The 14,962-nt window shown below is 69.1% G+C and carries 11 protein-coding genes; 7 read left to right on the top strand and 4 right to left on the bottom strand.

Annotated features, from left to right (window positions below; all coding sequences use genetic code 11):
* Positions 1 to 376 precede the first annotated feature (376 nt).
* Positions 377 to 1,351, bottom strand: a complete 975-nt coding sequence (locus E8A74_RS35380; protein WP_136933496.1) for a Shedu anti-phage system protein SduA domain-containing protein — start codon at positions 1,349 to 1,351, stop codon at positions 377 to 379.
* The gene (locus E8A74_RS35375; RefSeq protein WP_170229604.1) at positions 1,348 to 3,393 is read right to left on the bottom strand and encodes a sensor histidine kinase; all 2,046 of its coding nucleotides are present in this window, start codon (positions 3,391 to 3,393) and stop codon (positions 1,348 to 1,350) included. Before E8A74_RS35375 ends, E8A74_RS35380 begins: the two co-directional genes overlap by 4 nt.
* A 271-nt stretch (positions 3,394 to 3,664) precedes the next feature.
* Between E8A74_RS35375 and grxC the strand changes: the two genes are divergently transcribed.
* The 6 genes from grxC to E8A74_RS35345 all read left to right on the top strand — a co-directional run bounded on the left by grxC (position 3,665) and on the right by E8A74_RS35345 (position 11,794).
* Entirely contained in the window at positions 3,665 to 3,967 is a 303-nt protein-coding gene (gene grxC, locus E8A74_RS35370) for a glutaredoxin 3 (protein WP_232379901.1), read from the top strand.
* A gap of 128 nt (positions 3,968 to 4,095) precedes the next feature.
* Complete coding sequence (locus tag E8A74_RS35365; protein WP_136933494.1) at positions 4,096 to 5,604, top strand: serine/threonine-protein kinase; 1,509 nt, start codon at positions 4,096 to 4,098, stop codon at positions 5,602 to 5,604.
* Positions 5,601 to 6,965, top strand: a complete 1,365-nt coding sequence (locus E8A74_RS35360) for a hypothetical protein (RefSeq protein ID WP_136933493.1) — start codon at positions 5,601 to 5,603, stop codon at positions 6,963 to 6,965. The genes E8A74_RS35365 and E8A74_RS35360 overlap by 4 nt, the downstream gene beginning before the upstream one ends.
* Positions 6,966 to 7,081: 116 nt before the next feature.
* Positions 7,082 to 9,049, top strand: coding sequence for an acetate--CoA ligase (acs, locus tag E8A74_RS35355; protein WP_136933492.1), 1,968 nt, complete (start codon positions 7,082 to 7,084; stop codon positions 9,047 to 9,049).
* 167 nt (positions 9,050 to 9,216) lie between these two features.
* Positions 9,217 to 10,254, top strand: coding sequence for a hypothetical protein (locus E8A74_RS35350; protein ID WP_136933491.1), 1,038 nt, complete (start codon positions 9,217 to 9,219; stop codon positions 10,252 to 10,254).
* A gap of 22 nt (positions 10,255 to 10,276) precedes the next feature.
* Positions 10,277 to 11,794 (top strand): serine/threonine-protein kinase, encoded by a 1,518-nt coding sequence (locus E8A74_RS35345; RefSeq protein WP_136933490.1) that lies wholly within the window; start codon positions 10,277 to 10,279, stop codon positions 11,792 to 11,794.
* An 80-nt stretch (positions 11,795 to 11,874) separates the two neighbouring features.
* On the opposite strand, the gene E8A74_RS35340 is transcribed toward E8A74_RS35345, so the two are convergent.
* Together E8A74_RS35340 and E8A74_RS35335 are read right to left on the bottom strand one after the other, a co-directional pair.
* A complete protein-coding gene (locus tag E8A74_RS35340; RefSeq protein ID WP_136933489.1) occupies positions 11,875 to 12,648 on the bottom strand; it encodes a Stp1/IreP family PP2C-type Ser/Thr phosphatase in 774 nt (257 codons plus the stop codon).
* A 166-nt stretch (positions 12,649 to 12,814) separates the two neighbouring features.
* A complete protein-coding gene (locus tag E8A74_RS35335) occupies positions 12,815 to 14,119 on the bottom strand; it encodes a S1C family serine protease (protein ID WP_136933488.1) in 1,305 nt (434 codons plus the stop codon).
* A gap of 283 nt (positions 14,120 to 14,402) precedes the next feature.
* Between E8A74_RS35335 and E8A74_RS35330 the strand changes: the two genes are divergently transcribed.
* Positions 14,403 to 14,960, top strand: coding sequence for an RNA polymerase sigma factor (locus E8A74_RS35330; protein ID WP_232379900.1), 558 nt, complete (start codon positions 14,403 to 14,405; stop codon positions 14,958 to 14,960).
* Positions 14,961 to 14,962 lie beyond the last annotated feature (2 nt).

Genomic DNA, 14,962 nt, shown 5'->3' with positions numbered 1-14,962 from the left:
ATCGCCAAGCAACCCTCGGGAGCCCTCGCGCCTCCCTGGCGCTGCGCCAAGCGCACCCGGGCGTCCTCGGACGTTTCTTCGGCGCTGCGCCAAGCGCACCCCGGAGTTCTCTGACGCCTCCTTGGCGCTGCGCCAAGCACCGTTCGACCTGTTCCGACCTCTCCTTGGCGCGTCGCCATCCCGGCGACCGGCCCTCCCGACCTCTCCTTGGCGCTTCGCCAAGCACGACCCTGGCGCGAAGGAACGGTCCGTGGCGATTCGCCGAGCCCCCGCTTGGCTCTGCTCCCCCGTGCTTGGCGCTTCGCCTTTCGCCACCTGACCTCGTCCGACCCTCGCTTGGCGCTTCGCCGAGCCCTCGCGCACATCCCCGGCCTCGTCAGGTCCCTGCGTCCCCGTTTCTGTAGTCGCGCAGGAAGGTCAGCACCTCCCGCGCGCCTTCGAGCAGGTCGTCGTACGTGAGGATGGTGATCCCGGCGAGGAAGCTGTTTTCCAAGGCGAGGCGGTCGCGCTCGCGCTCGTCCTTGCGCCGGCCGATGACCACGTATCCGCGCGGTCGGTTGAGGTCGACGCGGATCCCGCGCTGCACCTCGTAGCTGTTCGGACCGGAGGGCTGCTTCTCGGCCAGATCGAGGTACTCGATGACCTGACCGACCGCGCGGGAGCACTCCTCGCTCTGGTGGAGGCGACCGTTGTTGTACGCCTTGAACACCGGCTGATCGGGGCGCTTCAGCTCCCAGAGGTCCGGAAAGCCGTCATGCCGGACGAAGAGCAGATCGACCTCGGCGCCGCGACCGACCTCGTGTGGGGAGCGGCAGTCGCGATATTTCGGGCCGAGCAGGATGCGCCAGTTCTTCTTCAAGAAGTCGCGGTACTTGTCCTCCTTCTCGTTCTTTTCGACGAGGGCCTCGAACGCGCGAACCGCGCGGCTCCCGACGTAGACAGGGCTCGCGAGTGCGAGCACGACCGAGCGGAGCAAAGCGCCCTTCAGATCGCGCTCGCTCTTGAAGAGGAACTGACCGCCCCGCGTGCGCTGCATGATCTCGCGCATGAGCTCGGGGTTGTTCTTGTGCGCGGTGGCGATCACGACGGGCCGGAACGGATCGGCGTGGATGAGCCCTTCGAGCGTGGCGAGCCCGAACCGCGTGTCCTCGTCGGTCCGCCCCGGCTGAGAAGGGATCTGGAGGTCGAGGACGACGACGTCCGGGCGGAACGATTCGGCGAGCGTGAGGCCGTCCTCGGCGGCGCGGGCGCGCTCGACCTCGTAGCCGGCGGTCTTCAGCCAGTCCGTGTAGTCTTCCGCGTTCTGATCGTCGTCCTCGACGAGCAGGATCCGCTTCGCAGCGTCACTCATCCGTCCTCCTTGCCCGCGACCAGCTCGATGAAGAAGCAGGTCTCCTCGTGCGCAGGATCTAGGCCGATCCGGCCCCCCATCCTTTCCACGAAGCGCTTGGCGATCGCAAGACCGAGGCCCGTGCCGCGAGGCTTGCCGGCGCCGCCCGTCTTGTTCGTGTTGAACGGTTCGAAGATGCGATCGCGGTCGCCGGAGTTCACGCCGTCGCCGCTGTCGCGGATCTCCAGGCGGATCACGTCGCCCGTGCGACTCCCCGAGACCACGATCCTTCGAACCGTCGCCCGCGTGCTGCACAGGACCGCGTGAAAGGCGTTTTCGAGGAGGCAGTGCAGCGTCTCGTGGAGCGCGTCGGAGATCGCCTCGACGTGGAGCTCGCTCGGGACCTCGACGAGCGTATCGACCTCCGTGTAGCGTCGTGTGAGGGGCGCGAGTTCGTCCTCGACGAGCGGACGGAGCACGACGTTCGCCTTGGTGCCCGTGGGCCCTGCCTCCCAGATACGTGTCTTTTCGGTGAGCCGCTCGATGTAGTCGATCTCCTCTTCGAGTCTGGCGAAGGGACGCGCGAGCGATGCTCGTTGCTCCTTGTCGAGCGCGTCACGGATCTCGCCGAGGTGCTGGCGCATCGCGCCGACCGGACGATTGAGCCGATGCGCGAACCCGAGCTGCGCGATGCGCTCGGCCTCCTCGCGGATCCGCTGCTCCATGCCGGCGACGGCGCTGTCCGTGAGCCGTGCGGCGACGTCCGGTGCGATGACGGTCAGGAAGAGAAAGACCTCCCGAGGGAACTGGTACCGAAGGAGCACGTCGTCGTGACCAGCGCGGACCTCGCGGACGATCTTCCGGGCGAGGAAGAAGTGCATGACGAGCTGGTTGGAGAAGAGCTCGCCTTCCCGGTCCAACCAGCCATAGGATTCCCAAGGAAGCAGGAACCTTCGGGACGCTGCTTTGCCGATCGCAAACTGCTCCAGGGCGAGATCCTCGAGATCGGAGGCGCTGGCGCGGTCACGACCCCAATCCTGCGATACGGTCGACGCCACCTGGCCGACATGAGCAGCGGCCACCACGACGATCCATGCCTCGATGGGCGTCGCATCGGAGGCAGGGGTCGGCAGGGCACGGATCGTGTCCCGCAGGAGCACGAGGTTTCCGAGGACATTCGAGAGATCAGCGAAGTCCTTGCTGGTCCTGCGCGCCGCGAGGAAGCGATCGAAGGACGGGCGTGGTTCGAGATGCCGCTCGAACCAACGCTCGATCTCGTCTGCGCGGGGCGGTAGCAACCGCAGCACGACGATGCCAGGCGCCGTGAGCAGGGTCTTGTCGCTACGATCGCTCCAATACAGCAGGCTACGCGTGGGCGGTGGGCGGTCGTAATGCCTGGCGTCCGCCACGACCACGACGCTGGGCAGGTGAAAAGACCGTTCACCCGCGTACGACATGATGGGCGGAGTCACGACGTCCGGCCGCTCCTCGAACCGACGAGCGAGGCTCCATGCGGCATGGGACACCGTCGTCCTCTTCCCTGGTCCGACAACGATGAGTGTGGAGTCGACCGACTCGTCTGCCCAGCGAGCGATGAACACATCCGCGTCCACCTCCTCGCCCGATGCGAGCCGCGCTCTCCGGGGGAAGTAGAGGCCTGCCGCAGCCGCGTCCATCGTACGGACGAGCTCTCTCGCTTTGGTTGCGATACCCGTGACCTCCAGCACCCATTGCCGGATGGTGATCAGGGCCGCGGACGTCGCCGTGGCGAGGTTGGGCTCGTAGCCCTCGGGCAACTCGCCCTCCAGCACGATCCCGATCGCGCGGTCGGAAGCGGTGACCTGGCAAATGGCGGTGAGTTCCGCGAGTTCACGTGCGAGGTCCTCGGGGACCTTCGGCAAGACCCGGAAGTAGGTGCGCACGCGGGGAAACCCCGTGGAAGAAGCAAACCATTCGACCGTGCCAGGCGCATCGCCGACGCGCCGCTCGACCTCGAAGCCCGCGGCACGGTAGACCTGCGCCACGGCCTCCTGCGGATCTCCGTCCGTTTCTAGCTGGAACATCGGCGGCTTCATGACACCTCTCTGTGCTCCGAGGCCCAGACGTACTGGGGGTCCGCACCACGGACAAGCTCGTCGCCGCCAAAGATGCCCTCGACCTTGCCAGGTGAAGCGACACGAACGAGGTCGTCGAGCCCCTGCGTTGCTCACACAACCACCGGCCCGCCGCCCCCTCGCTTCCCCCAGCGACCCCTCGTCCCCCCACCCCCTCCATCCGTCCACCAACCGACCGAGCACGCATCCACCCCTTGCGCTCGTCGCTGGTAGAACCGAAATGTCCAGCATCATGCCAGCCGACGTCGCCGTCTACACGACCCCTTGGTGCCCCTACTGCCAGCGCGCGAAAGCCTTGCTTTCTCGGAAGAACGTACGCTTCGAGGAAATCGACGTCGACACACGGCCCGACCTCCGCCGCTGGCTCTCGGAGGCCACGGGCCAGCGCACGGTGCCGCAGGTGTTCATCAACAGCCGCCCCGTGGGCGGATTTACGGACGTGGCCGCGCTCGATCAAAACGGAAAGCTCGACGCGTTGCTCGGCGAGACCCCCCCGCCGGATCTGTCGCCGCTGCCTCGTTAGAGACGCCGTTTCGTCGAGATCGTGCACGCCCCGGGGGAGCGGTGATAAGCTCGGCCCGATCGGCCGAAGGTTTTCTCTCGTTCACTCGTCCATGGGGGGACGAGGTCGACCCGGCCTCGATGACCCGCATGCCCGCTGCCGACGCTCCGCTGCCCGACGCCCCGACGAGCGACGGCTCGCTCGTCGGTCGTGACGTGGGCAAGTACAAGATCGTCCGCCTCGTCGCGCGGGGCGGCATGGGCGCGGTGTACGAAGCGCTGAACACGAGCATCGGCAAGCGCGTCGCGATGAAGTTCGTCGACCCCGAGCTCGCCCGCAACGCCGACGCCGTGGCGCGTTTCCAGCGCGAGGCCGCGGCCGCGAGCGCAGTCGAGAGCGCGCACATCGTCACGATCTTCGACTCGGGCGTCACCGACGACGGTCAACCCTTCATCGTGATGGAGCTGCTCCGCGGCGAGGACCTCGGCCACCGGATCAAGCGCCTCGGACGGCTCGACCTCGAAGCCGCGCTCGGCGTGATCGCGCAGCTCCTCCGCGGCCTCTGCCGCGCCCACGAGGCGGGCATCGTTCATCGTGATCTCAAGCCCGACAACGTCTTCTTGGCCGAGCGCGACGACGAGACCGACTTCGTCAAGATCCTCGACTTCGGCATCTCCAAGGTGCGACGCACGGGCGGCGTGCCCGAAAAAACGATCACGCGGCAAGGCACCGTGCTCGGCACGCCGTTCTACATGTCGCCCGAGCAATCGCAGGCGTTGCCCGACGTCGACGAGCGCACGGACCTCTGGTCCACGGGCGCGATCCTCTACGAGTGCCTCACGGGGAGGCCGCCGCACGAGGGGCAGTCGTACGAGCAGGTCATCGTGAACATCTGCACGAAGGCCGCGCCCGACGTGCGCACGTGGAACCCCGAGGTGCCCGAGAGCGTGGCGCGTTTCCTCGTGAAGGCGCTCAAGCGCAACCGCGACAAACGCTTCGCGAACGCCCGCGAGATGCTCGAAGCGATCGGCGCGGCGTCCGGCGGCGTGCTCCCGGCGCGCGCGCTTCGCGTCGGCGGCGACACGAGCTCGCGTTCGTCGCCGGACCTCGCGCGGAACACGCCGCGCGTCGCGCAGACGAACGAGGCCTCGACGCGGCCCGCGGAGGAGGTCGGCACGGGCGGACCGTCCCGCGTGGGCTGGTCGACGAGCAGCGGCGCGAGCGGCGGGAAGGAGCGATCCCGCGCGCTCTGGATCGGCTTGGGTGCAGGCGCCGCGGCGCTTTTGATCGGCGCGGGGGTCGTCTACAGCCGCAGCACGCCGGTGCCGCCCGCGCCCGCGTCGACCGTTCCCACCACGAACGCGACGATCGAGACGCGCGTCGAAACGGCGCCCGCGCCCACGCAGGAGACGCCTCCCGAGCCCGCGCAGACGAGCGAGACGAACCCCGCAGGTGCGTCGACGCCAGAGCCCCTCGCGACGAACACACCCGCGGGCGCGTCCGCGCAGACGCCTCGAACGACGCCGACCTCGACGAAAAAGACCACGAAGACCGCGAACGCCAAGCAGCCGGCGACCACGCCTCCGCTGACGAGCGCGAAGACGGCGACGACGAAGGTCCAGGGCGTCGCCCCGCAGCTCAAGCTGAAGGTGGAATGAGCTCGCTCCTCGGTCGATCCAGGTCCCACGCGGCCCTCGCCATCACGATCGCGCTCGCCACGATCGCGCCCGATGCCGTCGCGGCCGGGGAGCCCAAGGCCGAAAACGCGCCGCTCTCCGACGCGTACAAGCAGCACATGGCGAACGGCGTGAAGCTCTACGGCGACGGCAACTTCGCCGCCGCCGTCGTGGAGTTCGAGGCCGCTTACGCCGAACGCCCGCGCGCGAGCCCGCTCGTCAACATCGCGCTCGCGCACAAGAGCCTCTTCGCATACCCGAAGGCCATCGCCGCCCTCGAGCTCGCGCTCCGCAAGCACGCGGACACGATGGAGCCCGAGGACAAAGCCGCCGCCGAGAGCGCGATCGCCGAGATGCGCGCGCTCATCGGGTACGTGAAGGTCGAGCTCTCGCCGTCCCACGCCGTGCTCCTCGTCGACGACGAGCCGCAGCCCCCCGGCACCGCGGACAAACCGCTGCCGCTCGGCCCGGGTCGGCACCGCATCGGCGCGCGCGCCGAGGGGTACGAGGACGCCGAGGAGACGATCACGATCACGAGCAAGGACCAGGACAAGGTCGTCAAGCTCGCGCTCGTGCCGAACAAGGGGTGGGTCGTCGTGAAGACGGACGACCCCGAGATGGCCATCGCGATCGATCAAGTGCCGCTCGCGCTCGGGCAGTGGGCCGGCCTCGTCGAGCCGGGGACGCACCTCGTGCAGATGTATCGGCAGGGCGGCCCCGAGTACGCGTTCCAGGTGCTCGTCGTGGCCGGCAAAGCGCAGGAGGTTCGTCCCGACGTCGGCGGTGTGCCCATCGCCGTGCCGCGCTCGCTCCCGACCCCGCCTCCGCCGCCGCCCAAGATCGCGAAGCCGCCGGAGCCGCCCCTCCGCGGGGCGTACGCGAACGCGACGGGCGGCGTCTTCCTGATGCTCGGCGAGGAGGGCGCGGGCGGCATGGTCGGCGCGCGGCTCGGCTACCGGATCTCCACGCCGATCGGGCTCGAGTTCATCTTCGACTACGCGAACAACCCCATCGCCACGAAGAGCGGCGACAGCACGGTCCGCCTGAACTCGGCGCGCTTCGGCGGCGGCGTGCGGCTCATGAGCCCCGGGCGCAAGGCGCGGTTCGTCGCCACGATCGGCGGCGGCCTCGCGTACAACTGGCTCGGCAGCGGCGAGAGCCCCGGCGGCGTCGCCTTCATCAACCTCGACACGGGCTTCGAGCTCGACTGGAGCGGCGTCCTGGTCGGCCTCGCCGCGCAGCAGACGCTCCTGCTCGGCGGGACCGACACGGCCGAGGTCGAGCTCGCCGACCCGCGCGTGACCCTGGGCCTCGGCGCGCGCGTGGGCCTCGGCGGTTGGTGACGCCGTGCGTCGCGGCTGCGTCGCGAGCGATCGAACCCGGGCAAAGCTAGGACGCGATCCTTGTCTTGGTTCGTGCGTGCGCGGCGGTATCCTCCGCGTCCGCCTCGGGAGGACGCATGTCGAACGAAGCCATCACCAGCTTGCTCAAGGAGACGCGCCGGTTCGATCCGCCGGCCGAGTTTGCCGCGCGCGCGCGCATCACCTCGCGTGAGGCCTACGACGCGCTCTACCGCGAAAGCCTCGACGATCCGGACACGTTCTGGCGTCGCGAGGCAAAGGATCTCGTCTTCCGCACGCCGTGGACGCAGACGGTCGAATGGAACCTCCCGCACGCGAAGTGGTTCCAGGGCGCGACGCTCAACGTCTCGGAGAGCTGTCTCGATCGGCACATGTCGACGCCGACGCGGAACAAGGCAGCGATCATCTGGGAGGGCGAGTACGGCGAGACGCGCACGCTCACGTACGCGCAGCTCTACCGCGAGACCGTGCTCTTCGCCGACGCGCTCGCGAAGCTCGGCGTGGAGAAGGGCGACCGCGTGGCGATCTACATGGGCATGGTGCCCGAGGTCGCGGTGGCGATGCTCGCGTGTGCGCGCCTCGGCGCCGTGCACACCGTGATCTTCGGCGGCTTCGCGGCGGACGCGATCCGCGACCGCGTGCACGACTGCCAGGCGAAGGTCGTCATCACGCAGGACGGCGGCTACCGGCGCGGCCACGTGCTCGAGCTGAAGTCGACGGTCGACAAGGCGCTCGCGCAGCCGCAATCGGCGAGCGTGCAGAAGACCGTCGTGCTGCGTCACCTCGGCGCCGAGAAGTGCCCCGTGACGATGGTCGAGGGGCGCGACGTGTGGTGGCACGACATCGTCGATCCGAACGGACACGCGCGCCGCGAGGCGACGATCGTCGACGCCGAGCACCCGCTCTTCATCCTCTACACCTCGGGATCGACGGGCAAACCGAAGGGCGTGCTTCACACGACCGCGGGGTATCTCGTCGGCACGCACGTCACCACGAAGTACGTCTTCGACCTGCGCGACGACGACGTCTACTGGTGCACGGCCGACGTCGGTTGGGTGACCGGGCACAGCTACATCGTCTACGGCCCGCTCTCGAACGGCGCGACGTGTCTGCTCTACGAAGGCGCGCCGAACTTCCCCGACTGGGGCCGCTTCTGGCGCCTCATCGAGCGGCACGGCGTGACCATCCTCTACACCGCGCCGACCGCGATCCGCGCCTTCATGCGCCAAGGCGACGACTGGCCGAAGAAGAGCGATCTTTCGAGCCTGCGCCTGCTCGGCTCCGTCGGCGAGCCGATCAACCCCGAGGCGTGGATCTGGTACCACAAGAACATCGGCGGCGAGCGTTGCCCCATCGTCGACACGTGGTGGCAAACGGAGACGGGCTCGATCCTCATGACGACCCTGCCCGGCGCGGCCGCGGCGAAGCCCGGATCGACGGGCCTCCCGATGTTCGGCGTGGTGCCGGACGTCGTGACCAAGGAAGGCACGAGCGTCGGCGCGAACGCGGGCGGCATGCTCGTCCTCAAGCGCCCGTGGCCGTCGATGCTGCGCACCGTGTGGGGCGACGACGAGCGCTTCCGCAAGCAGTACTTCAGCGACATCGAGGGCTGCTACTTCACGGGCGACGGCGCGCGACGTGACGAGGACGGCTACTACTGGGTCGTCGGCCGCATCGACGATGTCCTGAACGTCGCCGGACATCGCATCGGCACCGCGGAGATCGAGAGCACGCTCGTCTCGCATCCGGCCGTGGCCGAGGCGGCCGCGGTCGGCCGGCCGGACGACCTCAAGGGCCAGGCGCTCGTGGTCTTCGTCTCGCTGCGCCCCGGCTTTTCAGCGAATCCGGAGCTCGCGACCAAGCTCGCGAATCACGTCGGCCAGGAGATCGGCAAGTTCGCCCGGCCGGATCAGATCCGCTTCGCCGACGCGCTGCCGAAGACGAGGAGCGGCAAGATCATGCGGCGCCTCCTGAAGGACGTGGCCAGCGGGCGCGAGACCACCGGCGACACCTCGACCCTCGAAGACCTCAGCGTTCTCGCCAAGCTCCGCTCCAACGAGGAGTAAGACGCCCCCCTGCCGCCGCGTCGTTCGACGCGCGGGCCTGCGCTCCGCGAGCGGAGCCACGCCCCGAATCCCTGCGGTTCTCTTTCCGATCCTGCGCGACCCGCGGTACCCTTTGGGGCATGCGGTCCGCGCTGACGCGTACGTTCTCCGCGATCACGGCTCTCGCCATGCTTGCCACTGCATGCCCAGCCCTCGCGCAGGGCAAAGGCGGCAAAAAGCCTCCGGCCGAGCCTGCGGCGCCCGAGGATCCGAACCTCGTCGAAGCGAAGAAGCACATGGAGGCGGGCGCCGCCTTCTACAACGATCCCTCCGGGCACAAGTGCGAGGAGGCGTATCGCGAGTTCAAGAAGGCCTTCGACCTGTCGGGCTCGATGAACGCGGTCAAGGGCATGGGCCTCTGCGCGATGGAGCTCGAACGCGACGGCGAGGCGATCTCCCTGCTCGAAAAATTCCTCGAAGCGAAGGGCGATCAGCTCGACCCCGCGGACAAACAGCAGATGGAGACCGACCTCAAGGCGCTGCGCTCGGTCGTCGCGTGGGTGACGCTGAAGTCGGACAGGCCGGGCGTGACCATCACGGACGTGCGCACGCCGGCGCGCGGCTTTCCGATCACGAACCGCTACACGATCGGGCTCACGGGCACGCGCATCGGCATCCACCCCGGCACGCACGAGTTCAAGGCGAGCGTCGAAGGCGCGCCGGATCAGGTCTGGAAGGTCGAGATCACGAACGGCGGCAAGTACGATCGCGAGTTCGAGTTCGACAAGGGCAAGCCCGTGACGGCCGAGGGTTTTACCGAGAAGGACTTCCTCGGGAACGAGGACAAACCCGCCGAGCAGCCCTCGCGTCCGGTGCCCATCACGGTGTTCGTCGTCGGCGGCGCGGCGATCGCCGCGGGCGTGGCCGGCGCGATCGTCGGCGGCGCGCTCGCGACGGGCGCGAGGGCCGACTTCGACGCGTCGAACGGGAAAGCGAACAGCAAAGAGGAGCTGCAGGTCCTCGAAGACATGCGCTCGAAGGTCGTGACGCTCAACGCGGTCGCGGACGTGTGCTTCGGCCTGGCCGCGTCGGGCGCCGTGGCGGCGACGGTCCTCTTCGTCCTGCGGCCCGAGAAGAAGCCGGCCGAGCCGCCGAAGGAGTCGTTCGCCTTCGCTCCATGGGCGATACCGCAAGGCGGCGGCATGATGGCCGTCGGAACGTTCTAGTCCGAAGGGACGAGGCGCGCGTTTGGAGATCGAAACCGGCACCCTCATCGCGAGTCGCTACCGCGTGATCCGCCCGCTCGGGCGCGGCGGCATGGGCGAGGTGTTCGCCGCGGAGAACACGCGCACCGGGCGCCAGGTGGCGATCAAGGTGCTGCACGCCGACGCGAAGGCGAAGCACTCGGCCGTCGAGCGCTTCCGGCGCGAGGCGCGCGCGGCGGGCTCGATCAACAGCGACTACGTCACGCAGGTCCTCGACGTCGAGGAGGACGCGAACTTCGGCATCGTGCTCGTCTTCGAGCTGCTCGAAGGCGAGAGCCTCATCGATCGGCTGAAGCGCACCGGGCCGATTCACTTCGACGAGCTCTACACCATCATCGAGCAGGTCTGGATGGGCCTCGCGGACGCGCACCGCGTGAAGATCATCCACCGCGACCTCAAGCCCTCGAACATCTACCTGGAGCGCCGCCCCGACGGTTCGACGCGGGTGAAGATCCTCGACTTCGGCATCTCGAAGCTGCCGAAGGAGATGGAGGGCGAGACGCTGACGGAGATGGGGCAGAGCCTCGGGACGTTCTCGTTCATGCCGCCCGAGCAGATCGGCAAGGCGAAGATGGTCGACGAGCGCGCGGACATCTACGCGTGCACGACGATGATCTACCAGTCGCTGACGGGGCAGCTCCCCTACCTCGCGAAGAACGTGCTCGTGATGGTGGAGATGAAGGCCAAGGCGCCGCCGCGGCGAATCGGCGACGCGATGGACGGCCCCGTCGATCCGCGGCTCGAGGCGTTCGTCGCGCGCGGGCTCGCGCGAGACCCGGACCAGAGGTTCCAGACCGCGACGGAGGCGCTCGCCGCGTGGCGCGAGCTGAGCCCGCGTTCGTCGGGTTCGTACATGCAGCCCGCCGCGCTCGGGACCGCGCACACGATGCCCGCGCCCTCCCACACGCCATCGTCGCTGAGCGGCGGGCCCCGCGGGACGATGCCGTACGACGTGACGCGCCACGAGCCGCACATCCGTCGCCCCGAGCCTCCGCCCATCGAGGCAGAGAACACGACCGACGACGCGGCCGCGACGCTCGCGATGCCCATCGCGCGGCTCATGCCGAACCCGAACGGAGGGGGCCCGCAGTGGCCGCCGCTGCCGCAGCCGTCGGGTTCGAGCGCGGGGCGGCCGAGCCCGTCGCAGTATGGTTCGAGCTCCAACAGTTACATGGGCGCGGCGAACTCGGGGACGTACGGCGCGGTGCAGCCGCCCGTGTCCGCGTCGCCGAGCATGCCGCCGGGTTACGGCTCGCCGGTGCAGACGCCGATGCCGAACGCATCGTACCCGGAGGCCTCGCAGTCCTACGCGCAGCGGTCGATGAGCGCGCCGGTGCAGCAGGCTCCGTGGCAGCAGCAGACCGGGCTGCAGCCGGTCGCGACCGACCTTGCTTCGCAGCCCGCGCCGCGCCGCGTCTGGCCCTTCCTGCTCGGCGGCGTGCTGTTCGCGCTGATCGGCTTCGGCATCGTCGCGGCGATCATGCTCTCGACGGGCAAGTGATCCTCGCGCGCGCCGCGCGCACAAACGCCCTCACGCGCCGTGGGTGCGGCGCGTAAGACGTCGTTCGCGTGGGACGTGGGTCAGAGCGTCCAGCGGACGAGGACGCACGTGACGTTGTCCGGTCCGCCGTTCTCGTTGGCGCGCTCGATGAGCTTCGCCGTCGCGGTCTTGATGTCGCCGTGGCGCGAGAGGATGTCGGCGATCTCGGGGTCACTCACGGGGCCGGAGAGGCCGTCGGAGCAGAGCAGGTACGTGTCGTTGACCGCGGGCACCTCGAAGCGCGTGTCGACCTTGACGGTCTCCTTCATCCCGAGCGCACGAACGATGACGTTCTTGTGCGGGAAGTTCGCGATCTCCTCGGGCGTGAGGCGCTTCATCTTGATGTAGTCGTTGAGCAGCGAGTGGTCCTCGGTAAGGCACTCGAGCTTGCCGTCGCGATGCCGGTAGACGCGGCTGTCACCGACGTGTGCGATGTACACGCCGTCGTTGGCCGTGAAGATGCCGACGAACGTCGTCCCCATGCCGCGCTTCTTCGACTCGCGTTGCGCGGTCTCGTAGATGCGCAGGTTCGCGAGCTTGATGCCCGTGATGAGGCGGTTCTCCTCGTAGCCCTTCGTGCGGTCCATCTTGTAGGGCCACGTGCGCTCGGGATCCTCTTGCGTCTGCGCGAAGAACTCTTGCATCGCATCGACGGCCATCTTCGAGGCGACCTCGCCCGATGCATGACCACCCATGCCGTCGGCCACGATGAAGAGGCCGTACTCCGCCATGATCGCGAAGTTGTCTTCGTTGTGATTACGCTTGCGGCCGACGTTCGTCTCGCCGGCTACCTCGATGCGGAGCTGTTGAGCCACGGTTCACCGAATGTGGGGGACGGAGCGGCTCGCCTTGTCTCGTTCCTTTGAGGGGAGCCGAGAGCCGCGCTCGTCATGGTCGGGATCGTTCGGCGGGGTGTCAACGAGATCCCGCGAGAGGGGTCGTCGCGGGCGTCGTTTCCAAGGGGATCAGATGGGATCGACCTTACCTCCTCCGGTCGAGCCCGTCCGCTCTGGGACGGGCTTGCGTGGGGGGCGCTGCATCGCCGAGCGTCGGGAGCTCGGCCGGGTGCGCCGGCGGCGCCTTCGGTGCGGCGCGCGGATCGGGCGCCTGACGGAGCACGACCGTGACCTGACGATACTTGCCCTGGCCAAACACCGTAAGCGGCACCTTCTCGCCGACCGCGTGTGTCCGGATGACCTCCGCGAGCTGCTCGGGGCTCGTCACGGGCACGCCGTCGACGGCGACGATCATGTCGCTCACGGACGCGTCGCCGCCCTTGAGCTTGGCCTCGGCCGCGGGGCTGTCCGGATGGATGCTCTGCACACGGACGCCCTTGGCGAACATGCCGACCTCGGACGAACCCTGGATGCCGAGCCAAGCCGCAGGCGCGACCGCGGTCGGCGGGACGCTGCGCAGGAAGCCGCGGATCGCGTTCATCGGGATGCCGAACGCGACGGGGGTGCAGGGGCGACCTTCGTTCGGGGAGCAGCCGCGGCCGAGGAGGGCGACGACGCGGCCGTCCTCGTCGATGACCGGCGCGCCGAGGTCGAGCGGCGAGATGCGCGAGCCGAGCTCGAACGCGTTCGCGAGCGTGGCGTCGTCGGCGCCGAGGAGGTTTTTCCGGCCGCGGATCACCATCTGCGCGACCGAGGGTTTGCCCTTGGGCCCCATCGCGAAGCCGCGGATGGTCGCGTCGGTGCGGAGCGGGTCCCGCGTGGAGGCGACGAGCCCTTCGGTCCAGCGCCCCGACTGCGGGACGAGCAGCGCGAGGTCCCACGTGCGATCGTGGTGGCCGAGCTTGACGCGGACGACGGCGCCGTCGGCGAAGCGCGCTTCGAGATCGTTGCCCGAGCCGAGCGGCGAGAGCGCCGCGAGGATCCGACCGTCGCCCGCGAGCGCGACGCCGAGCGAGAGGGGCTGGCCGGCGCGCTCGATCGCCACGACGCCGCGGAGCGCCTTCTCCTCGACGGAGGGCTCCTTCTTGGCGTTGGGATCTGCGGGCGTGTTGGGTTCTGCGGCGGGCGTGGGCGCGGGAGGGATCGCGGCGGGCAATTGCGGGGGCGGCGCGACGCGGCGCGGCGGCGCGTTCGGCTGAGGCCGTGCGACCGGCGGGGCTTCGACATCGGCCGGGGCGACCGCGGGCGCCGGCTGGGCGAAGACCGCCGTCGGGGCCATGAGCGCGAGGACGGCGAGGCACCCCGCGATCGACCAGCGTTGACGATTCTTCACGCCGGAGGTGTGACCGAACGTGGAGGACTTGGCGGGCGAGGCGGGGAAATTCGTCATGGGAGGCGCTCCTCGAAGCTCGTCGGCGAGATCGGCGCTCGCGCGATGATGTAGCGTGGACGGGGGCGCTGCAAAGGTCGCGCCGTGGGCGGCCGGGCCGCCGGCGAGGGGCCGGCGATCTCGTTCGATCCTACCACGGCGCGGGGCGGGGCGCTCCGGGTCCGCGCGACGTCGCTTTCCGGGGGTTCGCGCGAATCGCTTCGGTCGCGGTCACAAAAGAGGAGCTCCGAGCAACATGGCAGGCGAAGAGGCAACCATGGCCCCGGGTCTGGCACGTGCAGAAATGAAGGAAGGCCGATCGCACGCCGAGGAGGCGCGCGACATCGAGGAGCTCCTCGCGGCGGGCAACCATCGCGAGGCGCTCGCGCGGTGCGCCCGGGTCTACGCAACGCCGATCGGTCGGCTTTGCATGGCCTTCACGGGCTCGCAAGCGGACAGCGAGGAGCTCGTGCAAGAGACCTTGCTGGCCGCGTACGACGCGTTCCCGACGTACCGAGCAGAAGGAAGCGTGCGGGCGTTCCTGTTCGGGATCGCGCGTCGCATCTGCGGTCGGTTCTCCGAGACGCAAGCGCGGCAGAAGGCGCGGCTCCGGCTGGTGCACGACACGTCGTCGGGACGTGCGGACGCGGGCGAGCTCGCGCTGGAGAAGGAGAGGGCGACGCGCGCGCGCGACGCGCTCTCGAAGCTCAAGCCGAGTGAGCGGGAGGCCTTGGTGCTTCGGTACGACGCGGGGCTCAGCTTCCGAGAGGTGGCCCAGGCGTGCGGGATCGACGAGGCGGCGGCGCGCAAACGCGTGAGCCGCGCGCTCGGGAAGATGCGAGCGGAGATCGGCGAGGAGTGAAG

Source organism: Polyangium fumosum (assembly GCF_005144585.1).
Taxonomy (GTDB): domain Bacteria; phylum Myxococcota_A; class Polyangia; order Polyangiales; family Polyangiaceae; genus Polyangium; species Polyangium fumosum.
Note: the sequence above shows the minus strand (reverse complement) of the source record. Positions and strands in the feature narration are given on the sequence as shown.

Excerpts from the sequence above, each read along its gene's own strand:
- grxC (WP_232379901.1), top strand. The coding sequence starts at position 3,665 with ATGTCCAGCATCATGCCAGCCGACGTCGCCGTCTACACGACCCCTTGG.
- E8A74_RS35350 (WP_136933491.1), top strand. The coding sequence starts at position 9,217 with ATGCTTGCCACTGCATGCCCAGCCCTCGCGCAGGGCAAAGGCGGCAAA.
- E8A74_RS35380 (WP_136933496.1), bottom strand. The coding sequence starts at position 1,351 with ATGAGTGACGCTGCGAAGCGGATCCTGCTCGTCGAGGACGACGATCAG.
- E8A74_RS35365 (WP_136933494.1), top strand. The coding sequence starts at position 4,096 with ATGCCCGCTGCCGACGCTCCGCTGCCCGACGCCCCGACGAGCGACGGC.
- E8A74_RS35335 (WP_136933488.1), bottom strand. The coding sequence starts at position 14,119 with ATGACGAATTTCCCCGCCTCGCCCGCCAAGTCCTCCACGTTCGGTCAC.
- E8A74_RS35330 (WP_232379900.1), top strand. The coding sequence starts at position 14,403 with ATGAAGGAAGGCCGATCGCACGCCGAGGAGGCGCGCGACATCGAGGAG.
- E8A74_RS35375 (WP_170229604.1), bottom strand. The coding sequence starts at position 3,393 with ATGTTCCAGCTAGAAACGGACGGAGATCCGCAGGAGGCCGTGGCGCAG.
- E8A74_RS35360 (WP_136933493.1), top strand. The coding sequence starts at position 5,601 with ATGAGCTCGCTCCTCGGTCGATCCAGGTCCCACGCGGCCCTCGCCATC.
- acs (WP_136933492.1), top strand. The coding sequence starts at position 7,082 with ATGTCGAACGAAGCCATCACCAGCTTGCTCAAGGAGACGCGCCGGTTC.